This window comes from Streptomyces sp. AC602_WCS936 (assembly GCF_019049125.1).
Classification (GTDB): Bacteria; Actinomycetota; Actinomycetes; order Streptomycetales; family Streptomycetaceae; genus Streptomyces.
Genome location: NZ_JAGMUF010000112.1, coordinates 113932 through 139904, shown reverse-complemented (window position 1 = coordinate 139904; position 25973 = coordinate 113932). Strand labels below are relative to the sequence as shown.

24 protein-coding genes, 1 tRNA gene and 1 pseudogene are annotated in these 25973 nt (G+C 72.8%); 23 read left to right on the top strand and 3 right to left on the bottom strand.

Translation table 11 applies throughout. The features are described 5' to 3' along the window. From KUM03_RS38650 to KUM03_RS30380, 3 genes and pseudogenes are all read left to right on the top strand, one after another. Window positions 1-116, top strand: a pseudogene (locus KUM03_RS38650) (beta-ketothiolase); the annotation flags it as partial. A gap of 45 nt (window positions 117-161) precedes the next feature. Beyond that, entirely contained in the window at window positions 162-2339 is a 2178-nt protein-coding gene (locus KUM03_RS30385) for a 3-hydroxyacyl-CoA dehydrogenase NAD-binding domain-containing protein (protein ID WP_217253617.1), read from the top strand. Between the two features lie 83 nt (window positions 2340-2422). After that, window positions 2423-4264, top strand: a complete 1842-nt coding sequence (locus KUM03_RS30380; RefSeq protein ID WP_217253615.1) for a long-chain fatty acid--CoA ligase — start codon at window positions 2423-2425, stop codon at window positions 4262-4264. 73 nt (window positions 4265-4337) lie between these two features. On the opposite strand, the gene KUM03_RS30375 is transcribed toward KUM03_RS30380, so the two are convergent. Beyond that, window positions 4338-5477 carry an acyl-CoA dehydrogenase family protein gene (locus tag KUM03_RS30375; protein WP_217253614.1) on the bottom strand — a complete coding sequence of 380 codons (1140 nt, stop codon included), beginning with the start codon at window positions 5475-5477 and terminating at the stop codon, window positions 4338-4340. 90 nt (window positions 5478-5567) lie between these two features. Here KUM03_RS30375 and KUM03_RS30370 point away from each other — a divergent pair, with 90 nt between their 5' ends. Further along, window positions 5568-6164, top strand: coding sequence for a TetR/AcrR family transcriptional regulator (locus KUM03_RS30370; RefSeq protein ID WP_217253611.1), 597 nt, complete (start codon window positions 5568-5570; stop codon window positions 6162-6164). 5 nt (window positions 6165-6169) lie between these two features. Here the strand turns inward: KUM03_RS30370 and KUM03_RS30365 are convergent, their stop codons facing one another. After that, on the bottom strand, window positions 6170-7675 hold the full coding sequence (locus tag KUM03_RS30365) for an aldehyde dehydrogenase family protein (protein WP_217253608.1): 1506 nt from the start codon (window positions 7673-7675) through the stop codon (window positions 6170-6172). Window positions 7676-8029: 354 nt separating this feature from the next. Between KUM03_RS30365 and KUM03_RS30360 the strand changes: the two genes are divergently transcribed. The 19 genes from KUM03_RS30360 to mnhG all read left to right on the top strand — a co-directional run bounded on the left by KUM03_RS30360 (window position 8030) and on the right by mnhG (window position 25422). Further along, complete coding sequence (locus KUM03_RS30360; protein ID WP_217253606.1) at window positions 8030-9958, top strand: ATP-binding protein; 1929 nt, start codon at window positions 8030-8032, stop codon at window positions 9956-9958. A gap of 92 nt (window positions 9959-10050) precedes the next feature. Beyond that, window positions 10051-10485, top strand: a complete 435-nt coding sequence (locus tag KUM03_RS30355; RefSeq protein ID WP_217253603.1) for a roadblock/LC7 domain-containing protein — start codon at window positions 10051-10053, stop codon at window positions 10483-10485. Between the two features lie 2 nt (window positions 10486-10487). Further along, entirely contained in the window at window positions 10488-10862 is a 375-nt protein-coding gene (locus tag KUM03_RS30350; protein WP_019330485.1) for a DUF742 domain-containing protein, read from the top strand. After that, window positions 10840-11490: an ATP/GTP-binding protein gene (locus KUM03_RS30345; protein ID WP_073728195.1), complete on the top strand. Its 651-nt coding sequence runs from the start codon at window positions 10840-10842 to the stop codon at window positions 11488-11490. The genes KUM03_RS30350 and KUM03_RS30345 overlap by 23 nt, the downstream gene beginning before the upstream one ends. Beyond that, window positions 11487-12062, top strand: a complete 576-nt coding sequence (locus tag KUM03_RS30340; RefSeq protein WP_217253600.1) for a GAF domain-containing protein — start codon at window positions 11487-11489, stop codon at window positions 12060-12062. The genes KUM03_RS30345 and KUM03_RS30340 overlap by 4 nt, the downstream gene beginning before the upstream one ends. A gap of 201 nt (window positions 12063-12263) precedes the next feature. Continuing rightward, the gene (tdh, locus tag KUM03_RS30335; protein ID WP_073728199.1) at window positions 12264-13292 is read left to right on the top strand and encodes an L-threonine 3-dehydrogenase; all 1029 of its coding nucleotides are present in this window, start codon (window positions 12264-12266) and stop codon (window positions 13290-13292) included. Between the two features lie 36 nt (window positions 13293-13328). Continuing rightward, window positions 13329-14522 (top strand): glycine C-acetyltransferase, encoded by a 1194-nt coding sequence (locus KUM03_RS30330; protein WP_217253597.1) that lies wholly within the window; start codon window positions 13329-13331, stop codon window positions 14520-14522. 41 nt (window positions 14523-14563) lie between these two features. Next, window positions 14564-15466, top strand: coding sequence for a LysR family transcriptional regulator (locus KUM03_RS30325; protein ID WP_073728203.1), 903 nt, complete (start codon window positions 14564-14566; stop codon window positions 15464-15466). A gap of 46 nt (window positions 15467-15512) precedes the next feature. Further along, window positions 15513-16082 carry a helix-turn-helix domain-containing protein gene (locus KUM03_RS30320; protein ID WP_217253595.1) on the top strand — a complete coding sequence of 190 codons (570 nt, stop codon included), beginning with the start codon at window positions 15513-15515 and terminating at the stop codon, window positions 16080-16082. Next, window positions 16079-16612 (top strand): GNAT family N-acetyltransferase, encoded by a 534-nt coding sequence (locus tag KUM03_RS30315; RefSeq protein WP_217253593.1) that lies wholly within the window; start codon window positions 16079-16081, stop codon window positions 16610-16612. Before KUM03_RS30320 ends, KUM03_RS30315 begins: the two co-directional genes overlap by 4 nt. 30 nt (window positions 16613-16642) lie before the next feature. Next, on the top strand, window positions 16643-17029 hold the full coding sequence (locus KUM03_RS30310; RefSeq protein ID WP_217253591.1) for an MmcQ/YjbR family DNA-binding protein: 387 nt from the start codon (window positions 16643-16645) through the stop codon (window positions 17027-17029). A 183-nt stretch (window positions 17030-17212) separates the two neighbouring features. Beyond that, window positions 17213-18538, top strand: coding sequence for an MFS transporter (locus KUM03_RS30305; protein WP_217253588.1), 1326 nt, complete (start codon window positions 17213-17215; stop codon window positions 18536-18538). Window positions 18539-18643: 105 nt separating this feature from the next. Next, window positions 18644-18717: transfer RNA gene (locus tag KUM03_RS30300), tRNA-Pro, on the top strand. Window positions 18718-18833: 116 nt separating this feature from the next. Beyond that, complete coding sequence (locus tag KUM03_RS30295) at window positions 18834-21752, top strand: Na+/H+ antiporter subunit A (protein ID WP_217253586.1); 2919 nt, start codon at window positions 18834-18836, stop codon at window positions 21750-21752. Further along, window positions 21749-22510: a Na(+)/H(+) antiporter subunit C gene (locus KUM03_RS30290; protein WP_217253583.1), complete on the top strand. Its 762-nt coding sequence runs from the start codon at window positions 21749-21751 to the stop codon at window positions 22508-22510. The genes KUM03_RS30295 and KUM03_RS30290 overlap by 4 nt, the downstream gene beginning before the upstream one ends. Then, window positions 22507-24150 carry a Na+/H+ antiporter subunit D gene (locus KUM03_RS30285; protein WP_217253581.1) on the top strand — a complete coding sequence of 548 codons (1644 nt, stop codon included), beginning with the start codon at window positions 22507-22509 and terminating at the stop codon, window positions 24148-24150. Before KUM03_RS30290 ends, KUM03_RS30285 begins: the two co-directional genes overlap by 4 nt. Beyond that, the gene (locus tag KUM03_RS30280) at window positions 24147-24746 is read left to right on the top strand and encodes a Na+/H+ antiporter subunit E (protein ID WP_217253578.1); all 600 of its coding nucleotides are present in this window, start codon (window positions 24147-24149) and stop codon (window positions 24744-24746) included. Before KUM03_RS30285 ends, KUM03_RS30280 begins: the two co-directional genes overlap by 4 nt. 26 nt (window positions 24747-24772) lie before the next feature. Further along, the gene (locus KUM03_RS30275; RefSeq protein ID WP_254400141.1) at window positions 24773-25060 is read left to right on the top strand and encodes a monovalent cation/H+ antiporter complex subunit F; all 288 of its coding nucleotides are present in this window, start codon (window positions 24773-24775) and stop codon (window positions 25058-25060) included. Beyond that, on the top strand, window positions 25057-25422 hold the full coding sequence (gene mnhG / locus KUM03_RS30270; RefSeq protein WP_217253573.1) for a monovalent cation/H(+) antiporter subunit G: 366 nt from the start codon (window positions 25057-25059) through the stop codon (window positions 25420-25422). Before KUM03_RS30275 ends, mnhG begins: the two co-directional genes overlap by 4 nt. Window positions 25423-25437: 15 nt before the next feature. On the opposite strand, the gene KUM03_RS30265 is transcribed toward mnhG, so the two are convergent. Further along, a complete protein-coding gene (locus tag KUM03_RS30265; RefSeq protein WP_217254071.1) occupies window positions 25438-25965 on the bottom strand; it encodes an NUDIX hydrolase family protein in 528 nt (175 codons plus the stop codon). Window positions 25966-25973 lie beyond the last annotated feature (8 nt).

Here is a 25973-nt window from a genome sequence, read left to right as displayed (position 1 = left end):
CGATGATCCTGGGCACGCTCGTGGACGAACTGGAGCGCCAGGACAAGCGGTACGGCCTCGCCACCCTGTGCGTGGGCGGCGGCATGGGCATCGCCACCGTCGTCGAGCGCGTCTGACCCCCTTCCCGACGGACCAAGACGGATCACCTGGAGCAAACCCGCATGAGCACCGAGTCCACCACCATCCGCTGGGAACAGGACGACACCGGGATCGTCACCCTCGTCCTCGACGACCCCGACCAGTCCGCCAACACCATGAACGCCGCGTTCATCGACTCGCTGGACGCCGTCGCGGCACGGCTCACCGAGCACCGTGACGACATCCGGGGCGTCATCGTCGCCTCCGCCAAGAAGAGCTTCTTCGCCGGCGGCGACCTGCACGACCTGATGTCCGTCACCCCCGAGACCGCGCAGCGGTCCTTCGACGCGGGCATGCGGGTCAAGCGCTCGCTGCGCGTCCTGGAGACCCTGGGCAAGCCGGTCGTCGCCGCGATCAACGGCGCGGCCCTGGGCGGGGGTTACGAGATCGCCCTCGCCTGCCACCACCGTGTGGTGCTGGACACCCCCGCCGCCCGCGTCGGGCTCCCCGAGGTCACCCTGGGCCTGTTGCCCGGCGGCGGGGGAGTGACCCGCACGGTCCGGATGTTCGGCGTCACGGAGGCCCTGCGAAAGGTGCTCCTGGAAGGCACGCAGTACGGACCGGCCCGCGCCCTGGAAGCGGGACTCGTCGACGAGATCGCCGCTGACCGGGACGAACTCATCTCCAGGGCGCGGGCGTTCGTGGACGCCCACCCGGAGTCCGCCCAGCCGTGGGACGAGCCCGGCTACCGCATCCCCGGCGGCACGCCCGCGAACCCGAAGCTCGCCGCCCAGCTCCCCGCCCTCCCCGCGCTGCTGAAGCAGAAGACGGGCGGCGCGCCCGCTCCGGCACCGCGCAACATACTCGCGGCGGCCGTGGAGAGTTCGCAGGTCGACGTGGACACGGCCTTCGTCGTGGAGGCCCGGTACCTGACGGAACTCGTCACCGGGCAGATCACCAAGAACATGATCCAGGCGTTCTTCTTCGACCTCCAGGCCGTCAACTCCGGCGCCGGCCGACCCAAGGAGGTCGAGGCGCGCAAGGTGACCAAGGTGGCCGTTCTCGGTGCCGGGATGATGGGCGCGGGTATCGCCTATTCGTGTGCCCGCGCGGGTATCGAGGTCGTGCTGAAGGACGTGGCCCTGGAGGCGGCGCTCAAGGGCAAGGGCTACTCGGAGAAGCTGTGTGCCAAGGCGGTGGCCAAGGGCCGTACGAGTCAGGAGAAGGCCGACGCGCTGCTCGCCCGCATCATCCCGACCGCCGAGGCGGCCGACCTGGCGGGCTGTGACGCGGTGATCGAGGCGGTCTTCGAGGACACCTCTCTCAAGCACAAGGTGTTCCAGGAGATCGAGGACGTCGTCGTGCCGGACGCGCTGCTGTGCTCGAACACCTCGACCCTGCCCATCACAGCGCTGGCCGAGGGTGTCGAGCGGCAGGCCGACTTCATCGGGCTGCACTTCTTCTCGCCGGTCGACAAGATGCCGCTGGTGGAGATCATCAGGGGTGAGCGGACCGGGGACGAGGCGCTGGCGAGGGCCTTCGACCTGGTCCGGCAGATCAGCAAGACGCCGATCGTGGTCAACGACTCGCGGGGCTTCTTCACCTCCCGGGTCATCGGCCGTTTCATCGACGAGGGTGTCGCGATGGTCGGCGAGGGTATCGAGCCCGCCTCCGTCGAGCAGGCCGCGGCCCAGGCAGGCTACCCGGCCAAGGTCCTGTCCCTGATGGACGAACTCACCCTCACCCTGCCCCGGAAGATCCGCGAGGAGACCCGCCGCGCGGCCGAGGAAGCGGGGCAGTCCTGGGAGCCGCACCCCGCGGACGCCGTCGTGGACCGCATGATCGACGAGTTCGGCCGCCCCGGACGCAGCGGCGGCGCCGGCTTCTACGACTACGTGGACGGCAAGCGGGCCGGCCTGTGGCCGGGCCTGCGCGAGCACTTCACCGACCCCGCGAAGCAGCCCGCCGAACTGACCGAGCCGGCGGAACGGATGCTCTTCGTGGAGGCGCTGGACTCGGTGCGCTGTCTGGAGGAGGACGTACTGGTCTCGGTGGCCGACGCCAACATCGGCTCCATCCTCGGCATCGGCTTCCCCGGCTGGACCGGCGGCGTCCTCCAGTACATCAACGGCTACGAGGGCGGCCTGCCCGGCTTCGTAGCCCGGGCCCGGGAGCTCGCCGACCGCTACGGCGCGCGGTTCGCCCCGCCCGAGCTGCTGCTGCGCAAGGCGGAACGGGGTGAGACCTTCACGGACTCCTGATCCGCCCTCCCGGCACGCCTGCCGGGGCGCCCCACCGCCCCGGTCTCCCCGGACGTTCAAGATCGAACCGCAAGGAGGCCCCGATGACACCAGCGCCCCGCACCACCGCACCACCCGACGCCCCGGCCGAACGCACCCTGCCGCGGCTGCTGGCCCGCAACGCCCGCGAGTATCCCGAACTGCCCGGCCTGTCCTGGCAGTCGACGGACCCGGGCGGGAACGGGGACGGCGACTGGACGACCCTCACCTGGGCGGAGATCCACCAGCACACCGAGCGCCTGGCCGCCGGCTACGCGGGGCTCGGCGTGGGCCGCGGCGACCATGTGCTGATCATGATGGCCAACCGGTCCGAACACTGGCTGTCCGACCTGGCGCTCGTCCGCCTCGGCGCCGTCCCGGTCAGCGTCTACGGCACCGCCGCCCCCGAGCAGATCACCCACATCGCCCGCAACTGCCGGGCCCGGGTCGCCGTGGTCGAGGGCGCGGCGCAGGTGCCGGTGTGGGAGCCGCTGCTGGCCGACGCCGGTAGCCCGCTGGCGCGGCTGGTGGTGGCCGACGCGGGCGCCGAGGGCGGTCACCTCCCGTACGCCGACCTGCTCCGGGAACCGGTGCCGGAGCAGGTCGCCAAGGAGCTGGACGCCGCGCGCCCGGACGATCCGCTGACCGTCGTCTACACCTCCGGCACCACCGGGGAGCCCAAGGGCGTCGTCCTCACCCACCGGCAGGTGATCGCCAACGCCCTGGCGCTGGACGCCGTGGTGGAGCTGCCGCCGCACGTCGAGCACATCTGCTACCTGCCGTTCGCCCACATCGCCGAACGGATGCTGGGCATCTACCTGCCCTGCCACCGGGCCTCGCACGTCTACCTGTGCGCCGACCCGACGGTCGTGGCCACGGTCGTCCGCAAGGTGCGCCCCGCGCAGTTCTTCGGCGTGCCGCGGATCTGGGAGAAGCTCTGCGCCGGCGTGCGCGCCGTCCTCTCCCTGATGCCGGCCGAGCAGCGGGAGGCGATCGACGCGGCCTCCGCGGTGGCCCGCGAGCACGTGGGACACCGGGAGCGCGGTGAGACCCCGCCGCCGGAACTGGAGGAGCGTTACGCCGTCGCCCGCCGGGACGTCCTGCTGCCGCTGCTGGCCGCGGGCGGCCTCGACCGGGTGACCTGGTCGGCCAGTGCGTCGGCGCCCATGCCGGTCGACGTGGTGGAGTTCTGGGCCGGGTTCGGCATCGTGATCATGGATGCGTGGGGGCTGACCGAGACCACCGGCGTGGCCACCACCAACAGTCCGCGGACCGGCTTCCGGATCGGCTCCGTGGGACGCCCGGTCGAGTCCGTGGAGGTCCGGCTCGCCGCGGACGGCGAGATCGAGGTGCGGGGCGAGTCCGTCTTCTCCGGTTACCTCCAGCCGGACGGCTCCGTGCGGTCCGTCCTGGACGCCGACGGCTGGCTGGCCACCGGCGACATCGGCCGGATGGACGAGGACGGCTACCTCTGGCTCACCGACCGCAAGAAGGAGATGATCATCACCTCGACGGGCAAGAACGTCTCGCCCGCCCTGGTGGAGAACGCGCTCAAGGAGCACCCGCTGATCGGCCAGGCGCTGGTGCACGGCGACTGGCACTCCTACCTCGTCGCCCTGCTGGTGCTCGACGCGGAGGCCGCCCCCGCCTGGGCCGCGGCCAACGGTGTCGTGGCGGACGGCGGACCCGCCGGGCTGGTCCGGCATCCCGCCGTCAGGGCCGAGGTGGAGCGTGCGGTGGCCGCCGCCAACTCCCGCCTGAACCGCACCGAGCAGGTCAAGCGGTACGAGCTGCTGGCCGAGGAGTGGGGCCCGGCGAGTGGCGAGCTGACACCCTCGCTGAAGATGCGGCGCCGGGTCATCCGGGACAAGTACGCCGACCGGCTGGCCGGGCTCTACCAGGACTGAACCGGGCCGCCTCCACGCACAGCGCCCCGCCCACCCCGACAGGGGCGGGCGGGGCGCTGTGCGTGGAGGCGGTTCAGAGCCCGTAGGTCTTGCCGATCACGTCCCGCTGGATCTCGCTGGTCCCGCCGTAGACCGTGGAGACGACCGCGGCCCGCAGGTGACGCTCCATGTCGAACTCGGTGGTGTAGCCGTAGCCGCCCATCATCTGCATGCCCTCCAGCGCGGCCCGCTTGGCGACCTCGGTCGCCTTCAGCTTCGCCATGGACGCCTCCCGGGGGAACAACGCGTCCGGCCGCGCGTCACAGTCCAGCGCCACCTCGCGCACCAGCAGCCGGGCGCACTCGATCTCGGTGGCGAGATCGGCCACCCGGTGCCGCAGCGCCTGGAAGGTGCCGACCGGCCGCCCGAACTGCTCGCGCTGGCGGACGTAGGCGAGCGCGTCGTCGAAGGCGCGGCGCGCCAGGCCCAGCATGTTCGAGGCGAGGAAGAGCCGCTCGTAGTTCAGTCCGGCCATCAGCTGCCGCCAGCCGTCGTCCACCTGGCCCACCACCGCGTCGGCGGGCAGCCGGACGCCGGTGAGGAACACGTCGTTGACCTCCCGGCCGCCCATCGTCTCGATGCCCCGGATCTCCACGCCGGGGGTGTCGGCGGGCAGGTGGTACATGGTCAGCCCGCCGTGCTTGTCCTCGCCGGTGCGGGCCACCAGCAGGATGCTCTTGGCACAGTGCGCGTTGGAGATCCAGGTCTTCTGTCCCTCGATCACCCAGTTGCCGTCCGCCTCCCGCCGCGCCCGGCAGCGCAGCGCGCCGACGTCGGAGCCGGCCCCGGGTTCCGACATGGCGATGGACAGGACGTCACCGCGCACGGCGCCCGTCAGCACCTCCTGACGCTGCTGCTCGGTGCCGAACCGCTCGTACGCCTTCGCGGCGATGACGGTGGTGATGAAACCGCCGGCCGGGACCATCCCGTACGACGTCTCCTCCAGGAACAGACAGGCGTCGGCCAGGCCGCCGCCGGAGCCCCCGTACTCCTCGGGCAGGCACACCCCGAGCCAGCCCAGGTCGGCGAGGCTGCCGTACAGTCCGGAGTGGTGGGCCTCGCGGCCGTCTCCGGTCAGCGCGTCCCGCTGCTCCCGGGTGCCGCACTCGCGCTTGGCGAAATCCCTGACGGCCGCTACGAACGCGGTCTGCTCCTCGGTGAGACGACTGCCCATGGGGGTCCCTCCAAAATCGTGTGACAAAGTAGCGGTAGTTGTTTCCTGGTTTTCGGTTTTCCCGGTGTCTCGGGACGGGGGTATCGGTTCGTGAGCACGGTTCGGCAGACCGAGACTGAGGATCCGGTGGCGCGGCGCATCCTCGACGCCGCGCTCGAGCAGTTCACCGTCTTCGGCCTGCGCCGCTCCTCGATGGACGACGTCGCCAAACGGGCCGGTGTCTCCCGGGTCACCGTCTACCGGCGCTTCCAGAACAAGGACAGGCTGGTCGAGCAGACCCTGCTGCGCGAGAACAGCCGGTTCTTCCAGCGGCTGGACGCGGTGGTGGCATCGCTGCCGACCATGGAGGAGCGGGTCGTCGAGGGATTCGTGGTCGCCCTGCGCCACACCCGCGCCCATCCGCTCTTCGGCGGCCTGCTGCGCCTCGAACCCGAGGTGGTGCTCCCGTACATGACGGTGAACGGCGGCTCCACGCTCGCCGCCACCGTCGAGTACCTGACGGGGCATCTGCGCCGTGCGCAGCAGGTCGAGGGCCGCCCGGACGACGACCCGCGGCCGGTCGCCGAACTCATGGTGCGGGTGGCCGTCTCCTTCCTGCTCAACCCGGCCGGCTGCATCGAGATGGAGGACGAGGAGCAGGCCCGGGCCTTCGCCCGCCGCTACCTGGCGCCCTTGCTGCACGCCTGACCGGCTCAGCGCCGCAGGTGCAGGGACCGGGCCAGCCGTACCGCGCGCTCCCGGGCTGCGGCCGGCACCTCGAACGAGGTCAGCGCGATCGGCGGGGTGAACCGCTGTACGGTCGTCGACTGCACGGAGGTGAAGGCCCGCAGCCCCTCCGCGCCGTGGATGCGCCCGAAGCCGGAGTCCTGCGAACCGCCGAACGGAAGCGCCGGCACGGCTGCGAAGCCCAGCACCGAGTTCACCGACACAGCCCCCGCGCGCAGCCGCGCCGCGATGGCCGCTCCGGTCCGCCGGTCGCCGCAGAAGACCGCGGCCCCCAGGGCGTACCGGGAGTCGTTGGCCCGTGCCACCGCCTCGTCCACGTCGTTCACCGCGTTGATCGCGACGACCGGCCCGAAGGTCTCCTCCGTCATCGCTGCCGCGTCCTCCGGTACGTCGGTCAGGACGACGGGCGCGACGTACGGCTCCCGGACCGACTCGGGTCCGCCCAGCAGGGAACGGGCACCGGACATCACCGCCGCGGTCACATGGCGCTCGACGGTGCTGATCTGGCCCGGCAGGGTCATCGGACCGTAGGCCGCGTCGTCGTCGGCGCCCGGCCGCAGCGCGCTGGCGCGCTCCACCACCCGCGCGCACAGATCCGCGTGGACCTCGCGCACGGCGTAGACGCGTTCCACCCCGGCGCAGGTCTGTCCGGCATTGCTCAGCGCACCCCAAACGATCGCGGCGGCGGCGTCGTCCAGGTCCGCGTCCGCCGTGACGATCACGGCGTCCTTCCCGCCGCACTCCGCGAGGAACGGCGTCAGCGTCTCGGCGCACACCGCCATCACCTTGCGCGCCGTCCCCGGCGATCCCGTGAACGCCAGCTTGTCGACCCCGGAACGGGCCAGAGCCTCACCGGTGGCCGCGGCGCCGGTGACGGTGGTGAGCAGCCCCGCGTACGCGGGCACGGCCTTGTCGAACAGCTCGGCCAGCAGGACGCCGGTGGCCGGGGTCAGCTCGGACGGCTTGAGGACCACGGCGTTCCCCGCCGCAAGGGCGTATCCGACGGAGCCCATCGGCGTGTAGCAGGGGTAGTTCCACGGGCCGATGACGCCGACGACGCCCAGCGGCCGATGCACCAGCGAGGCCCGCTGGTGGACGGTGAACAGCCCGGTCCGCACCCGCCGCCGGCCCAGCACCCGGTCGGCGTGGCGGGCGGCCCAGCCCAGGTGCTCCAGCGTGAGGACGACCTCGAGCTCCGCGTCACCGACCGGCTTGCCGGTCTCCTCGGAGATGGTCCGGGCGACGGTGTGCAGGCCGGAGGCGAGGGCCCGCTTCCAGCGCAGCAGGTGGTCACGGCGCCGGGCGGCGGGCAGCGCGGCCCAGTCCGCCTGGACCTTCCGGGCCCTGGCCACCGCCCGGGCGACCTGCTCGGGACCGTCCACCGGATGTTCGGTGAGCGGTTCGCCGGTCGCCGGGGAGCGCGTCGTGAACGTCCCGGAGCGGAGTGCGGCGTCCGGGGTGGTGTCGGTCATCGGGCCCCCTGTGAGTCGAAGATACAAAAGCTATTTACTTGTTTCATCGGTGCGTCAATAGGTTCGGGCGCGCGGCGCGTTGATCCGTCACCGGGTGTGACTTGATTTGATCGAACAGGACCGTTCTTCAGCCCTTCCGGAACGGGTGCCTGGCTGGGTTATCGGTCTGTCGTACGAGGCCTCATACCAGAGCGGGACGTTGTCCGAGGGACTTTGGCAACTGCCCATCGCGCATGCCGCTCGGGCGACTACTGTCAGTGTCCGTCGGGCGGCGTAGGTCGCCTGTCCGCGTGGCGTCCGTCCGACGCGCGCATCCCCGGCCCGACGGACCAACGGACCAGTACGAGGACCCCGATGTCTCACCTCCGCGCCCCGGCCGCGCGAGCAGACCGCCGCGAGGGCGGGCGGCACGGCCGGCCGGCCTCCCGTACCGCCCCCGCACTGCCCGAGACCCACATACGGCCCCAGCTCCTGCGTCTCGCCGTACTGCCGCCCGTCGCGGTCGCCCTCAGCGCCTGCGCGGTGGTCCTGTTCACCGTCCGGTCCACCGGCGTCCGGCCCGGCCTCGTCCTCTGGGGCGTGCTCGCCGGGGCGGTCTCGGTCACCGTCGCGGCCGTCGTCATCGCCGCCGTGGCCGCCACTCGTGCCGCCCGGTCCGTGCACGACCGCGTCGGCGCCCTGCGGCGCAGCACCGCGCGCGGCGAGGGCGATCTGCGCGCCGTGGTCGAGGCGTTGCGGCGCGGGGAGACCCCGCCCCAACGCAAACCGCGCGGTGGACCGCCGGACGACGCCGACGACTTCGACCTGCTCGCCGCCGACCTCTCCCGCGCCCACGACGGCGCCGTCACCGCCGTCGTCCGCGCCGCCCAGCTCTCCAGCCAGGCGGGCAGCGAACAGAAGCTCGAGGTCTTCGTCAACCTGGCCCGGCGCCTGCAGTCCCTGGTGCACCGGGAGATCTCCATCCTGGACGAGCTGGAGAACGAGATCGAGGACCCCGACCTCCTCAAGGGCCTCTTCCACGTCGACCACCTCGCCACCCGCATCCGCCGCCACGCCGAGAACCTCGCCGTGCTCGGCGGCGCGGTCTCCCGGCGGCAATGGAGCAACCCGGTCGACATGACCGAGGTCCTGCGCTCGGCCATCGCCGAGGTCGAGCAGTACTCACGCGTCCGGCTGGTCCCCCCGATCGACGGCACCCTGCGCGGCCACGCCGTCGCCGACGTCATCCACCTGCTGGCCGAACTAGTCGAGAACGCCACGCTGTTCTCCGCCCCGCAGACCCAGGTGCTGATGCGGGCCAACCTCGTCACCTCCGGGCTCGCCGTGGAGGTCGAGGACCGCGGGCTCGGCATGCCCGTCGCGGAGCAGAGCCGGATGAACGCCCTGCTCGCCGACCCCGACCAGGTCAACGTCGCCCGCCTCCTCGCGGACGGCCGCATCGGGCTGTTCGTCGTCTCCCAGCTCGCCAAGCGGCACGGCATCACGGTCCGTCTGCAGACCAACATCTACGGCGGTGTCCAGGCCGTACTGGTCGTGCCGCAGGCCCTGCTGGGCGCGGAGCCGGGCGTGCTGCCCGGGGGCGCGACCCGGCCGGAGCAGGGCGCCGGGACGGAGCCGGTGCCGCCGCCCCCGCAGCAGCCGCGGTCCGTGACCCCCGCGGTGCGACCGACTCCGGCCGACGGCCCCGGTTCCGTTGTTCCTTGGTCCGTCGTGCCCGACCCGACCGGACCGGCTCCCACCGCGCCCGGTCTCTCCGCGCCCGGTTCAGCCGCACCCGGTCCCGCGTCCGCCCCCGTCGCACCGCCCGGTGCCCATCGGGCGGACAGGGGCGAGCCGGCGCCGCTGCCCGTGCGCGGCGCCCGCGCGGACCGGCCCACGCCGGCCGCCGCCGTGCCCGGGGTCCGGCCGGCCGACCGGGGAATCATCGCCGAGCACGCGGCCACCCCGCCCGTCCCGCGCCACAGCGCGGTGCGCGGCACCATGGGCAAGCCCCAACTGCCCCGGCGCCGCGCCCAGGAGCACATCGCCCCGCAACTGCGCGGCGGCCCCGCACCGCGCCAGGAACCCGAGCAGCACGCCGGTCACGACCCCGGCCTGATGGCGGCCTTCCAGCGGGGCATCGGCCTGGCGGAGGCCCAGCAGCGCATGGAGCCGATCCCCGCCGAGCCGACCCCCCTCACGCCGCTCTCCGCCGAACCACCCCGCACGGAGCCGCCCTCCATGGACCCGGCACCGATGGATCCGGCACCGATGGAACCCACCCGCAGGGACCCCGCCGGATGACGGCGATCCCCTCCACCCCCACCGGCAACCTCACCCCCACTCCCACGACCAGCGCTCCCGCAGACCTTCGTACCCCAAGGAGTCGATCCACCATGGCGAGCGATGCGCCGACCGGCCAAGTGTCCGACCTCGACTGGCTGATGAGCGGCCTCGTCCAGCGCGTACCGCACACGACCAGCGCGGTACTCCTGTCCGCCGACGGACTGGTCAAGTCCGTCCACGGCCTCGACGCGGACAGCGCCGACCACATGGCGGCCCTGGCCTCCGGCCTGTACTCCCTCGGCCGCAGTGCCGGCGTCCGCTTCGGCGACGGCGGCGACGTGCGGCAGGTCGTCGTCGAACTCGACTCGACCCTGCTGTTCGTCACCACCGCCGGTTCCGGCACCTGCCTCGCCGTACTCGCCGACCGCGAGGCCGACGCGGCCGTCCTCGGCTACGAGATGGCGATGCTGGTCAAGAGCGTCCGCCCCTACCTCGTCACCGCCCCCCGGCAGTACGCCGTCGAACCACCGGCGATGAGGCCTTGAGGGTGGCCGCGGCCGGCGACGGGCCCTGGCTCGACGACGCGGCCGGACGGCTGGTGCGCCCCTTCACCGTGAGCAACGGCCGTACCCGGCCCACCGTCGCGCTCGACCTGATGTCCCAGGTGATGGCCACGGGGGCGACCCCCCTCGGCTACCTCGGTCCCGAGCACGCGCAGGCACTCGACCTGTGCCGGGCGCCCCTCCCGGTCGCCGAGCTCGCCGCTCACCTGAGGCTTCCGGTGGCAGTCACCAAGGTGCTGCTGTCGGACCTCGTGGACTGCGGCGCGCTGACCACCAAACCCCCCGCCGCGTTCCACCACGACCCAACGGACCGGGCCCTTCTGGAGGCAGTGCTCGATGGACTACGACGACAGCTCTGACTACGGCCACGGATCCGGACCAGGATCCGGCCACGACACCACCGATCCCTTCCCCACCGCGCTGAAGATCCTCGTGGCGGGCGGGTTCGGCGTGGGCAAGACGACCTTCGTCGGCGCGGTCAGTGAGATCGCGCCGCTGAGCACGGAGGAACTGCTCACCACGGTCAGCGCCGCCACCGACAACCTCGACGGAATCGAGAACAAACTCGAAACGACCGTGGCCATGGACTTCGGCCGCATCACCCTCGACCCGGAACACGTCCTGTACCTCTTCGGGACGCCCGGCCAGGAACGCTTCTGGTTCATGTGGGACGAACTGTGCGAGGGCGCGCTCGGTGCCGTGATCATCGCCGACACCCGGCGGCTCGACGAGTCCTTCGCCGCCGTCGACTTCTTCGAGGAGCGCGGGCTCGGCTTCATCGTCGCGATCAACGAGTTCGACGGCGCCTACCGCTACGACCCCGAGGAAGTGCGTGCCGCCATGGACCTCCACCCCGAGATCCCCATCGTGCGCTGCGACGCCCGGATCTCCAGTTCCGGCGTACAGACCCTGCTCACCCTCGTACGCCACCTCATCGACCACACCCCGGCCTCCACGACGGGGTACGGGGCCGGAGCCCGCCCATGAGCTATGACCCGCCGCGCCCGGTCGGACGCCTGCTGCTCACGCCCGAGGACCGGGAGGCCCCCGCCCGGGTGCGACGGCTGCGCCGGCTCGGCCTGGTGGAACGGCCGGACCCGGCCCTCGACACGTTCGCGGCCCACCTCGCGCACCTCGCCGAGGCGCCGTACGCGATGGTCAACTTCCTGGTCGAGGGCGGGCAGTTCTTCGCGGGCCTGCGGGTGCCCGAGATACCGCCGGTGACGCGCGACGACGGCACCAGCGCCGAGTTCGGCCGCGTCCAGCCCCGCGACCACGGCTTCTGCCCCCACGTGGTGGTCCGGCGCAAGGCGCTGGTCCTGGAGGACGTGCGCGACTACCCGCGCTTCGCGGGCAACCCGGTGGTCGACACGTTCGGCATCCGCTCCTACCTCGGCGCCCCTCTCATCGACAGCACGGGGACGGTGCTGGGCACCGTGTCCGCCTCCGACGTGCGGCCCCGCACCTGGGGGACGGCGGGCCTGGCCACCATCAAGTCGACCGCGGCCGACCTGGTGCGGCGCATCGAACGCAGCGCGGAGGACGGGCTGCCGCTGTGAACCGCGAGGCGAGCGGGCGCCCAGGGCGGGCGGCGAGAGCGGACGGCGTGAAGGAAAGCTGCGGCGGGGCTTAAGAAAGGCTCGATGGACCGGGGGCGGTCTCGTACGGCAGATTGCTGTGCGATTCCCCTCCCCATCCCGGACGCGGGCAGCTTCGGCATGCCCGGCGCCGGGACCTCACCCCCGTCAGGAGCCGTAGCGTTGAAGGCGCTGGTCAAGGAGAAGGCGGAGCCCGGGCTGTGGCTCGCGGACGTGCCCGAGCCCGCCGTCGGACCCGGTGACGTACTCATCAAGGTGCTGCGCACCGGCATCTGCGGCACCGACCTGCACATCCGGGCCTGGGACGGCTGGGCGCAGCAGGCCATCCGCACCCCGCTCGTCGTCGGCCACGAGTTCGTCGGCGAGGTCGTCGAGACCGGCCGCGACGTCACCGACATCAAGACCGGCGACCGCGTCAGCGGCGAGGGCCACCTCGTCTGCGGCAAGTGCCGCAACTGCCAGGCCGGACGGCGCCACCTGTGCCGCGCCACCGTCGGCCTCGGCGTCGGCCGGGACGGCGCGTTCGCCGAGTACGTCGCCCTGCCCGCGTCCAACGTGTGGGTGCACCGCGTCCCCGTCGACCTCGACGTCGCCGCGATCTTCGACCCGTTCGGCAACGCCGTGCACACCGCCCTGTCCTTCCCGCTGGTCGGCGAGGACGTCCTCATCACCGGCGCCGGACCGATCGGCCTGATGGCCGCCGCCGTCGCCCGGCACGCCGGCGCCCGCAACGTCATGATCACCGACGTGAGCCAGGAACGCCTGGACCTCGCCCTCAAGGTCGGCGTGAGCCTCGCCCTCGACGTCTCCAGGATGACCATCGCCGACGGGCAGCGCGAACTGGGCCTGCGCGAGGGCTTCGACATCGGCCTGGAGATGTCCGGCCGCCCCGAGGCGATGCGCGACATGATCGCCAACATGACGCACGGCGGCCGGATCGCGATGCTCGGCCTGCCCGCCGAGGAGTTCCCCGTCGACTGGGCCCGGATCGTCACCTCGATGATCACCCTCAAGGGCATCTACGGCCGTGAGATGTTCGAGACCTGGTACGCCATGTCGGTGCTGCTCGAAGGCGGCCTCGACCTCGCCCCCGTGATCACCGGACGGTACTCCCACCGCGACTTCGAGGCGGCCTTCGCCGACGCCGCCAGCGGCAAGGGCGGCAAGGTCATCCTCGACTGGACCGCGTAAGTCATCCGCCTTCCCAGGAGCTTAGGAGCTTCCGAGATGTACGACTCCGTGCGCGACGACCTGCGCGCCACCCTCGACGAGATCCGCGCCGCCGGCCTGCACAAGCCCGAGCGCGTGATCGGCACCCCACAGTCCGCGACCGTGAACGTCACCGCGGGCGGCCGCCCCGGCGAGGTCCTCAACTTCTGCGCCAACAACTACCTCGGCCTCGCCGACCACCCCGAGGTCGTCGCAGCCGCCCACGAGGCGCTGGACCGCTGGGGCTACGGCATGGCCTCCGTACGCTTCATCTGCGGCACCCAGGAGGTCCACAAGGAACTGGAGGCCCGGCTCTCCGCGTTCCTCGGCCAGGAGGACACGATCCTCTACTCCTCCTGCTTCGACGCCAACGGCGGCGTCTTCGAGACCCTCCTCGGCTCCGAGGACGCGGTGATCTCCGACGCTCTCAACCACGCCTCGATCATCGACGGCATCCGCCTCTCCAAGGCCAAGCGCTTCCGCTACGCCAACCGCGACCTGGCCGACCTGGAGACCCAGCTCAAGGCCGCCGGCGACGCCCGCCGCAAGCTGATCGTCACCGACGGCGTCTTCTCCATGGACGGCTACGTCGCCCCCCTCGCCGAGATCTGCGACCTCGCCGACCGCTACGACGCCATGGTCATGGTCGACGACTCGCACGCCGTCGGCTTCGTCGGCCCCGGCGGACGCGGCACCCCCGAACTGCACGGCGTCATGGACCGCGTCGACATCATCACCGGCACCCTCGGCAAGGCCCTCGGCGGCGCCTCCGGCGGCTACGTCGCCGCCCGCGCGGAGATCGTCGCCCTCCTGCGCCAGCGGTCCCGCCCGTACCTGTTCTCCAACACCCTCGCCCCGGTGATCGCCGCCGCCTCCCTCAAGGTGCTCGACCTGCTGGAGTCGGCCGACGACCTGCGCGTGCGGCTTGCCGAGAACACCGCTCTGTTCCGCCGCCGGATGACCGAGGAGGGCTTCGACATCCTCCCCGGCGACCACGCCATCGCGCCCGTCATGATCGGCGACGCGTCGCAGGCCGGCCGCATGGCGGAGCTGCTCCTGGAGCGCGGCGTGTACGTGATCGGCTTCTCCTACCCGGTCGTGCCGCAGGGCCAGGCGCGTATCCGCGTACAGCTGTCCGCCGCCCACTCCACCGAGGACGTGAACCGCGCGGTGGACGCCTTCGTGGCGGCGCGGGCGGAGCTGGACGCCTGACGCGTGCGTGACCCGCGCGGACCGGTGAGAGAATCGATCCCGTGATCGAAGCGCGGCGGCTGCACATCCTCCGGGCGGTGGCGGACCACCGCACCGTGACGGCGGCCGCCGCCGCGCTCTACCTCACCCCCTCGGCGGTCTCCCAGCAGCTCGCCGCCCTGGAACAGGAGACCGGGCACCGCCTGGTCGAGCGCGGCGCCAAGGGCGTACGGCTGACCCCGGCCGGCGAGATCCTGCTCAGCCACACCAACGCCGTCCTCGCCCAGCTGGAGCGGGCCGAGGCGGAACTCGCCGCCTACAGCTCGGGTGAGGCCGGCACGGTCACGGTCGCCTCCTTCGCCACCGGCATCGCCCTGGTCGTCGCGCCCGCGCTGGCCCGCCTCGCCGAGTCGGCGCCCGGCATCCGCATCCGCGTCCAGGACGCGGAGGGCGACGCCAGCCTGCCGATGGTCCTGGACCGGCAGGTCGACGTGGCGGTCGCCGTCGAGTACCGCGGGGCGCCGCCCGCCGACGACCCCCGCCTGACCCACGTCCCGCTCTACGCCGAGCCCTTCGACGCGGTCGTCCCGGTCGCCCACCGGCTCGCCGACGCCGCCGAGGTCCCGCTCGCCGAGCTGGCCAAGGACTCCTGGATCGGCCCCTACCCGGGCAACCCGTGCCACGACGTCGTGGTCCTGGCCTGCGAGAACGCCGGCTTCCAGCCCCGTATGGAGCACTCCTCGGACGACTTCCGCGCGGTGGTGTCCCTGGCCGCCGCCGACATCGGCGTGGCGCTCGTCCCGCGCTCGGCACTGCACGGCACCGACCTCACCGGTGTCGTCGTCCGCCCCGTCGACGGCGTGGCGCCCACCCGCCGCGTCTTCGCCGCCGTACGCCGGGGCGCCGAGGAGCACCCGCTGATCCGCCCCGTGCTGGACGCACTCGGCGAGGCGGCGCGGGCGTGAGGCTTCCGTAACACGGACGTCTCACATCCGGGATAACTTCCCGGACATGAGAGACGACGGCGATTCCGTGGACGCCCGCCTCGCCGCGAGGCTGGCCGAACTGCGCACCGAACGCGGCTGGTCCCTGGAGGAGCTGGCGGAGCGCACCGGGCTGAGCCGGTCCACACTGTCGAGGACCGAACGGGCCGAGACCAGCCCCACCGCCTCCCACCTCAACCGCCTCTGCGCGGTCTACGGACGGACCATGTCCAGGCTCCTCAGCGAGGTCGAGGCGGAACCCGCGCTGCTGGTGCGGGCCGCCGAACAGCCGGTGTGGGAGGACCGGCCGGCCGGGTTCGTGCGCCGCTCAGTGTCCCCGCCGCACGCCGGGCTGCGCGGCGAACTCGTCGAGGGCCGCCTCGCCGCAGGCGCCGACATCGCCTACGACCGGCCGCCCGTGCCCGGCCTCGAACAGCACGTCTGGGTCCTGGACGGTGCCCTGGAGATCACGGCGCGGGACGTCGCGCACCACCTCGCCAGCGGGGACTGCCTGCGGATGCGGGTGTGGGGGCCGACGCGGTTCCGCTGCGCCGGACCCGGGGACGTGCGCTACGCGCTGGCGGTGGTGCTGCCGTGAGGGTGAGCCGGGTCGACGAGCACGGACTGACGGCGCGGCTGGACGGGTTGGCGGGTCTGCTGGCCGACACGGTCGCGGGCGGCGCCTCCGTCGGCTTCCTCGCACCGCTGGGTCACGAGGAGGCCGCCGCATGGTGGCGCGGGCGGGCCGCCGCCGTGGCCGCCGGGCAGCTCGCCGTGTGGGTGGCGGGGGACGGCGAGCGGGTGACCGGGACCGTGAGCCTCGCGCTGCCGGACAAGCCCAACAGCCGCCACCGCGCGGAGCTGGTCAAACTCATGGTGTCCCGGGAGGCCCGCGGCAGGGGAGTGGGCCGCATGCTCCTGGCCACCGCCGAGGAGGCGGCCGCGGCGGCCGGCATCACCCTCCTCCACCTGGACACCGAGACCGGCAGCCCCGCCGAACACCTCTACCGCTCGGCGGGCTGGACCCGGGCCGGGACGATCCCCGGCTACGCCGCCGACCCGGGCGGCGAGCTGCGGCCGACGACGCTGTACTTCAAGCAGCTCGGAGCCCTCGCCGCCGCCGGGTGATTGTCAGTGGCGGCGGCTACGGTGCCTGACATGCCGGACGCAGAAGACGTACGCCGTATCGCCCTGTCCCTGCCGGACACGACGGAGAAGACCGCCTGGAGCATGCCCACGTTCCGGGTGGCGGGGAAGATGTTCGCCACGCTGCCCGAGGACGAGACATCCATCGCGGTGCGCTGCCCCAAGGAGGAGCGCGACGAACTGGTGCTGGCCGAGCCGGAGAAGTTCTGGATCGCCGGTCACGAGGCGCAGTTCGCCTGGGTACGGGCCCGCCTCGCGGCGCTGGAGGGCGAGGACGAGCTGCGCGACATCCTCGCCGACTCCTGGCGCCAGGCCGCGCCGCCCTGGTTGCTGGAGGCCCATCCGAAGCTGGGACTGCCGTCCGGGGCGTCCGGGGGGTCCGGGGGATCCGGGGGCTGAAAATCCCTCGGGCGTTGTCAGTGCCCCGTGGCATGATCCGGGGACATGCGTGGCAGCCGGGGCCGGAGGGGGGCTCCGGCTGCCAGGAGCACGACGCGTGGGGGACGCACGACGCGTGGGGGACGGGCAGAGGCCGCACGGGGCGGACGCCGGCGGAGCCGGCCGGGGAGGGGATGGCGCGGGATGGCCGGGACGTCGTCGCAGACCGGGCAGGAGCGGACGGCACGCGGAAAGACGGCGCGGGCCGTCTGGTCGCGGGACTTCGCGCTGTTCTTCACCGCCCGGGCGATCGCCCGGCTAGGGGACACCATGCTGCCGGTCGCGCTCGCCGCGGGCCTGCTCCAGCACGGGTACGGGGCGGGCGCGGTCGGCCTCGCCATGGCCGCGACGGCCGCCGCCTTCGCCGGCCTGGTCGTCTTCGGCGGAGTCCTCGCCGACCGCTTCAGCACCCGCAAGCTGATGATCGGCGCCGACTTGGTGCGGCTCGGCACCCAGGCCCTGGCCGCCGTCCTCTTCTTCTCCGGCCACGTCGTGCTGTGGCAGATCTGCGCCATCGGGTTCGTCAACGGCGTCGCGGGCGCCGTCTTCCAGCCCGGCGTCGCCAGCACCGTGCCCCGGCTCGCCTCCGACATCCAGGGCGCCAACGGCGCGATACGCGTCGCCGAGTCCGCCGCCCAGCTGGCCGGGCCCGCCGTCGCCGGACTCCTGGTCGGCTTCGCCTCGCCCGGCGGTGTCTTCGCCGCCCACGCCACCACCTACGCGATCAGCGCCCTGTGCCTGCTGCTGCTCCGGCTGCCTCCGCTCGCGCCGGGGCGCCGGACCGTGGCCGGCCGCGGCTCCAAGGCGTTCCGTGCCGACCTGGTCGAGGGCTGGCGGGAGTTCCGCTCCCGGCAGTGGCTGTGGGGCGTCATCGCCGTCTGGTGCGTCTACATGATCGCCGTCTGGGGCCCGACCGTGCCGCTGGTGGCGACCGAGGTGGTGCAGGAACACGGACCGCGCGCCTACGGCCTGGTCAACTCCGCCCTGGGCGCCGGCACCGTCGTCGGCGGGCTCCTCGCCCTGCGGCTGCGTCCCCGCCGGATGCTCCGCGCCGGAGCGATCGCCCTCGTCGGCTTCGCCGCGTTCCCCGCGAGCGTCGGCGCCGGGCTCGGCGTGCCGGCCATGGCGACCGGCGCCGCCGTCGCCGGCGCCGGGATGTCCTTCTGGGGCGTGATGTGGGCGACCAGCGTGCAGACCCAGGTCCCGCCGGACGTCCTCAACCGCATCCACGCCTACGACGTCGCGGGCTCGCTGGCGATGATGCCCGTCGGCCAGGCCCTCGCCGGCCCGGCCGCCGCTGCCCTCGGCGCCGACCACGTGCTCCTCGTCGCCGGCGCGACGAGCTTCGGCGTGTGCGCCGCCCTGCTCCTGATACCGGCGGTCCGCGGACTGGTGCGGGTCGACGCCGCCGCGGCCGGCTCGGAGCGGACGACGGCGGCGCCCGAGCCGTCCCGCGCGGAGAAGCGCTGACCTGCCGGCTCCGGTCCCCGGAAAAGCGATGCGCGACCACCGGCCCGAGTGCGGTATGGTTTTCCTGCGCGTTCGGCCGGGGGAAACCCCAGGTCAGGCGGGCAACGGGACGTGGCGCAGCTTGGTAGCGCACTTGACTGGGGGTCAAGGGGTCGCAGGTTCAAATCCTGTCGTCCCGACTGGAGACAGTCGTTGATCGAGGGGCGGTGCCGGAGAGATCCGGAACCGCCCCTCGATTGCTCTCCCTGCGGCGTGCCTGGGCGCTCAGGTGAGATGCCCGATATATCACTGTCGGGTGTCCGTGCTCATCCTCTGCCACTTCGCGCTCGCGCTGTTCGCCGCGCCGCTGGTGAGATGGTGCGGGACCCGTGCCTTCCTCCTGCTGGCCCTGCCGCCCGCCGCGACGGCCGTCTGGGCGGCCACCCGGTGGAGCACGACGGCCGCGGGCGGCGCCGACACCACCGAGTGGGCCTGGCTGCCCGCCTACCAGGTGGACTGGGCGCTGCGGCTGGACGCCCTGGCCGAACTCATGGTGCTGCTCGCCGCGGGCGTGGGCACCCTCGTCCTGGTCTACTGCGCCTCGTACTTCGACGACCGCTCCCGGCAGCTCGGCAGGTTCGCCGGAAACCTCCTCGCCTTCGCCGGGGCGATGCTCGGCCTGGTCCTCGCCGACGACCTGATCCTGCTCTACATCTTCTGGGAACTGACCACCGTCTTCTCCTACCTGCTGATCGGCCAGACCAGCGACCACAAGCGGAACCGGCGCAGCGCCCTGCAGGCCCTGACGGTCACCACCCTCGGCGGACTGACCATGCTCGTCGGCTTCCTGATCCTCGGTCACGAGGCCGGCACCTACCGGATCTCGGCGATCCTCGCCGACCCGCCGCCCGCGTCGGCGGCGCTGTCCACGGCGGTCGTGCTGATCCTCGTCGGCGCCCTCTCCAAGTCCGCGATCTGGCCGTTCAGCCTGTGGCTGCCCAACGCCATGGCGGCCCCCACCCCGGTGAGCGCCTACCTGCACGCCGCCGCCATGGTCAAGGCGGGCGTCTACCTCATCGCCCGGCTCGCCCCCGCCTTCGCGGAGGTCACCCCCTGGCGGCCGCTGCTGCTCGTCCTGGGCTCCGCGACGATGCTGCTGGGCGGCTGGCGGGCGCTGCGCCTCAACGACCTGAAACTAGTCCTCGCGTACGGCACGGTCAGCCAGCTCGGCTTCCTCACCGTCCTCGCCGGCGCGGGCAGCCACGACACCGCCGTCGCCGCCACCGCCATGATCCTCGCCCACGCCCTGTTCAAGGCCCCGCTCTTCCTCGTCACCGGGATCGTCGACCACGCCACCGGCACCCGTGACCTGCGGAAACTCTCCGGGCTGGGGCGGCGGCTGCCCGCCGTGTGCGCGGTCGCCGTCGTCGCCGGGCTGTCCATGGCCGCCGTACCGCCGCTGCTCGGCTTCACCGCGAAGGAAGCCGCCTTCCAGTCCCTCCTGAACGGCGACACCTCAGACCGCTGGGCGCTCGCCATGACCGTCGTCGGCTCGGCCCTGACCACCGCGTACACCCTGCGATACCTGTGGGGCGCCTTCGCCCGCAAGTCCGGCGTCCCGGACACCGAGGCGCACGCCGTGGCACCGGCCTTCCTCGCGCCGCCCGCCGTACTCGCCCTGGCCTGCCTCGTCCTCGGACCCGGCGTGCCCTGGCTCCAAGGGCTCCTCGGCACCTACGCCGAGCAGTTCCCGGCGCCCGCACACCCCTACCACCTGGCGCTGTGGCACGGGGCGGGCCTCGCCCTCGGCCTGTCCTGCGCGTCCTGGGCGGGCGGGGTGCTGCTCTTCCTCACCGCGAGCCCCGTCCAGCGGATCGGCCACCTCCTGGCCTGGCGCTCCGCCGACCGGAACTTCGGACGGCTGCTGCTCGCACTGGAACGCACCGCCCTGCAGTGCACCGGCTTCGTGCAGCGCGGCTCGCTGTCGGTGTACCTGGTGACGACCATGAGCGTGGTCCTCGCCGGGCAGCTCGCCATCCTGATCGTCGACGAACCCTGGACCTCGGTACCCGCCCCCCGGCTGTGGGACCACCCGGCCCAGGCCGGTGTCGCGCTGCTGACCTGCGCCGCCGCTCTGCTGTGCCTGGGCGTGCGGCGCCGGATGAAGGCCGTGGTGTTCGCCGGCCTCACCGGGTACGGCACCGGGCTGCTCTTCGTGGCGCAGGGCGCGCCCGACCTCGCGCTGACCCAGTTCTGCGTGGAGACCGTCTCGATGATCGTGTTCGTGCTCGTGCTGCGCCGGATGCCGGTGCACTTCGAGGAGACCTACAGCCGGGCCCGGCGCGCCCTGCGGATGCCGGTGGCGCTCGCGGGCGGCGCCGCCGTCGCCTTCGTCGTCTGGATCATGGCGGGGCACCGCCGGGCCGACAGCGCCGGGGCGGCGATGGTCGAGGAGACCGCCGACCACGGCCTGAAGGACGTCGTCGCGACGATCCTCGTCGATCTGCGGGCCTGGGACACCATGGGGGAGTCCGCGGTGCTCGCCGCCGCAGCGATCGGCGTCACCAGCCTCATCTACCTGCACCGCCGCACCGACGCCGCCGAGCAGCCCGTACTGCCGCTGCCCGGCGACCACCCGCACGCCGGCCTGCGCACCGCCTGGCGGGCGTCCCCGTACGAACTCGCGGGCCTGCCCAGCGGCGACGAGGGCGCGCCGGAGCGGACCTGGCTCGCGGCCAGTTCCACCCTCGCCCCGGAGCGCCGCTCCGTCGTCCTGGAAGCGGTCGCGCGCCTCATCTTCCACCCCATCCTCGTCCTCTCCGTCTACCTGCTGATGTGCGCGGAGAACCTGCCGGGCGGCGGCTTCGTCGGGGGCCTGACCGCCGGTGTCGCCTTCATCGCCCGCTACCTCGCGGGCGGCCGGCACGAACTCGCCGACGCCGTGCCCGCCAAACCGGGCCTGTTCACCGGCCTCGGCCTGTTCCTGTCCACCGGGGTCGCGCTGGGCGGCCTCGCCGAGGGCACCGTGCTGCACGGCTGGACCTGGCACGGACACCTGCCGGTGTGGGGCGAGGCCCACATGTCCACCGCCGTCCTCTTCGACTGCGGCGTCTACCTCCTCGTCCTCGGCGTGGTCCTGGACATCGTGCGGGCCCTCGGCGCCCGCATCGACCGGCAGATCGAACGGGCCGCCGCCGGACGGCCCGCACCGCGCGGTGAGGCGGGCCCCGCATGACCGTGAGCCTTTCCCTCCTGGTGGCCGCCGCCGTCCTCAGTGCCGTCGGCGGCAGCCTGCTGCTGACCCGGTCCCTGACCCGGATCCTGCTCGGCGCGGTCATCCTCGGCAACGGCGTCAACCTGCTGGTCCTCAGCTCGACCGGCAGCGCGGGCGCCCCGCCACTGCTCTACCCGCAGGTCATCCGCAACCGGGTCACCGACCCGCTGCCCCAGGCCATCGCCCTCACCGCGATCGTCATCACCCTCGCCACCACCGCGTTCCTGCTCGCCATGGCCTACCGCAGCCACCAGGTCACCGGCTCCGACGAGATCAGCGACGACACCGAGGACCGGCTGGTCGCCCTGCGCGCCGAGTTCCTCGACCGGCGCGGTGAACTGCGCGACCGCTACCGCGAGGCCCGCGCCGAACCCGGCACCGACCCCGAACTGGGCGCCCGCTACCGCGCCGCCCGCAGACGGCTGCGCCGCCGGGTCCGCGAGGAACGCGCCTACCAGGCCCGCGCCAACGACGTCTCCGGAAACATCTGGAACGACATCCTCGGCGCCGACCCCGAGGACTACCGCCAGGGCCGGGAGCTGGGCTCCACCGACGCTGCGGGCCGTCCGGGACCCGCGCCGGCCCGCGTTGCCGGGCCCTCCAACGACCCCGAGGAGTCCGGCCGCGAGCCCGACTCCCACCCCGGCGAGGACTCCGGCCACCCGCCGCCCGACCAGCCCGACGACCCCGAGGGCGCCGGCACGGAAGGAACCAGGTGAACGCGCTCGTCCCCCTCCCCGTCCTGCTGCCCCTGTGCGTCACCGGCCTGAAGCTGGCCATCGGCCCCCGGCTCCAGCGGTTCCAGCGCTTCATCACCCTCGCCGTGCTCGCCGCGGTCCTCGTGCTCTCCGTCGTCCTCATGGTGGCCGCCGACCGCCACGGTCCGCTCAGCGTGCACCTCGGCGACTTCGCGCCGCCCGTCGGCATCACCCTCGTCGCCGACCGGCTCGCGGGCCTGATGCTCACCGTGTCCAGCGCCGTCACCCTGCTAGTCAACCTGTACTCGCTCGGCCAGGGCATGGCCGACCGCGACGACCAGACACCGGTCGGCGTCTTCCACCCCGCCTACCTCATCCTCGTGGCCGGCGTCTCCTGCACCTTCCTCGCCGGAGACCTCGTCAACCTCTACGTCGGCTTCGAGATCATGCTCGTCGCCAGCTTCGTCCTGCTCACCATCGGCGGCACCGCCACCCGCATCCGCGCCGGATCGACGTACGTGATCATCTCGCTGTTCTCCTCGGTGCTCTTCCTCGTGGCGATCGCCATGACGTACTCGGTCGCGGGGACCGTCAACTTCGCCCAGCTCGCGGTGCGGCTGCAGGAGATTCCGCTCGGGGTGCGCACCCTGCTGGAGGCCATGCTGCTGACGGTCTTCGCCATCAAGGCCGCGGTGTTCCCCCTCGCGGCCTGGCTGCCCGACTCCTATCCGACCGCGCCCGCGCCGGTCACCGCGGTCTTCGCCGGTCTGCTGACCAAGGTCGGGGTGTACTCGATGCTGCGCACCCAGACCCTGCTCTTCCCCGGCCACCGCCTCGGCGACGTGCTGATGCTCGCCGCGCTCGCCTCCATGGTCGTCGGCATCCTCGGCGCGGTCGCCCAGACCGACCTGAAGCGGGTGCTGTCCTTCACCCTCATCAGCCACATCGGCTACATGGTCTTCGGCATCGCGCTCGCCGGGCGGGGCTCGATCAGCGGCGCGATCGTGTACGTGGCCCACCACATCACCGTGCAGACCACCCTCTTCCTCGTCGCCGGGCTCGTCGAACGGCGGGACGGCACCACGGAACTCACCCGGCTCGGCGGCCTGGCGAAGTCCGCGCCGCTGCTCGCCGTGCTGTTCTTCGTGCCCGCCATGAACCTGGGGGGCATCCCGCCGCTCTCCGGGTTCATCGGCAAGCTCGGCCTGATGCGGGCGGGCGTCGACAACGGCGGCGGCTGGGCCTGGGCGCTGGTCGCCGCGTCCGCCGCCACCAGCCTGCTCACCCTCTACGTCATGGCGAAGGTCTGGAACCTCGCCTTCTGGCGCGACGCGCCGCCCGGGACCGAGGGCGAGGGCAGGGTGCTGGAGTCCGCCGAGGACGATCCGGGCGACGACGAGGAGGGCGAGGACGCGAGGGAGGCCGGGGCAGGGCGCGGCCTGCCGGTACCGGCGGGCGCCGTGGTCTCCGCCGGATTCCTGGGGCAGTCCATCACCACCACCAAGCGGCTGCCCTGGCCGATGCTGGTGGCGACCGGCGCCGCCGTCGCCCTCGGTCTGCTCTACACCGTGCTCGGCGGCCCCCTCACCACCTTCACCGACGCGGCCGCCGCCGAACTCCTCGCCCGCACCCCCTACATCGAGGCGGTGCTCGGCCGATGAGCAACCTCCTGCGCGACCGTTCCCCCTACAGCTGGTCGTTCCGCATCGGCGGCGGCAGACGCATTCTCGACCTGCCGCTCATCGCCTGGCTCACGGTCATCTGGAACCTGCTGTGGGGCACCCCGTCCTGGGCCAACCTCGTCAACGGCGTCATCGTCGCCGTGTCCCTGTGCCTCGCCTTCCCGCTGCCCGCCGTCGACCTCGGCCTGCGGCTGCGCCCGCTGGGCATCCTGCGGCTCGCGGCCTATCTGCTGTACGACATGTTCGCCTCCAGCGTCGCGGTCACCCGGCAGATCTTCGCCAAGGGCCCCTACCGCGCCGCGGTCGTCGCCGTTCCGCTGCGGGTGCGCAGCGACCTCATGCTCACCGCCACCACCGTCGCCGTCTCCAACGTCCCCGGCGGCTCCGTGATCGAGGTGCGCCGGTCGACGGCCACCGTGTTCCTGCACGTCCTCGACGCCGACGACCCCGGCGAGATCGAGCGGGCCCGGCGGCAGGTGTGGCGCGTGGAGGAACTCGTCGCCCGCGCCTTCGGCACCGCCGAGGACATCGCCCACGCCGCCCGTCCCGTACCGGAAGGGAACCCCTCGCCGTGACCACCCTGGACGACGTCGAGGAGGCCATGCTGGTCGCCTCGCTGGTGATGATCCTCGTCGCCGGCGCCCTGCTGCTGTACCGCATCTGGTACGGGCCCTCGATGCTGGACCGCGCGGTCGCCCTGGACGTGGCGGCGGCGCTCATCATCGCCGGCATCGCCGTCAAGGCCGCCCACGACGGCGACTCCTTCTACTTCCCCGTGCTGCTGGTACTCGCCTTCCTCGGCTTCACGGGCTCGGTGGGCATCGCCCGGTTCATCGCCGTACGCGACCGGCCCTCGAGGCGGGCGGACGGCACGGAGGACCACCGGTGAACGCCTGGACCGAGGCCGCCGACCTGATCGGGGCCGTCCTCCTGCTCCTCGGCTGCCTGCAGTGCCTGCTCGGTGTGATCGGGATGCTCCGCCTCCCCGACGTGCTCTCCCGCAGCCACGCCGCCACCAAACCGCAGACCCTCGGCATCCTGCTCGTCCTCGTCGGGGTGGCGCTGCGGCTGCGGCACGGCATCGACATGGGCACCCTCGCGCTCATCATCTTCTTCCAGTTCCTCACCAGCCCGGTCGCCTCCCACCTGGTGGCCCGCTCCGCCTACCGCACCGGCCAGACGGGGTCCCGGGGCCTGCTCAGGGACGACCTGGAACCGCAGTTGAGCGACGGCGAGCGGCAAGGGGAGTAGCTTCGCCGCAGCCGTTCAGACCACGCAGCCCGCGTGCGCCAGCGCCTGCTTCAGCAGCACCCCGTGCCCGCCCGGCATCTCGCTCTGCACCGCCTCGGACAGCGCCTCGCGCGGATCGAACCAGACCAGGTCCAGCGCGTCCTGCCGGGGCCGGCAGTCACCGGCGACGGGCACGACGTAGGCCAGGGAGACGGCGTGTTGCCGGGGGTCGTGGTACGGCGTGACCCCGTGCGTGGGGAAGTATTCGGCCACCGTGAACGGCTGGAGCGAGGCGGGCACCCGGGGCAGCGCCACCGGGCCGAGGTCCTTCTCCAGGTGACGCAGCAGGGCGTCCCGGACCCGCTCGTGGTGCAGGACCCGCCCGGAGACCAGCGTCCGGCTGACCGTCCCGTCGGGGCCGATGCGCAGGAGCAGGCCCACGCTGGTGACTTCGCCGCTGTCGTCGACGCGCACGGGTACCGCCTCGACGTACAGGATCGGCATGCGGGCGCGTGCCATTTCCAGTTCGTCGGTCGTCAGCCAGCCCGGCGTGGTTTCGGTCATGTCAGACA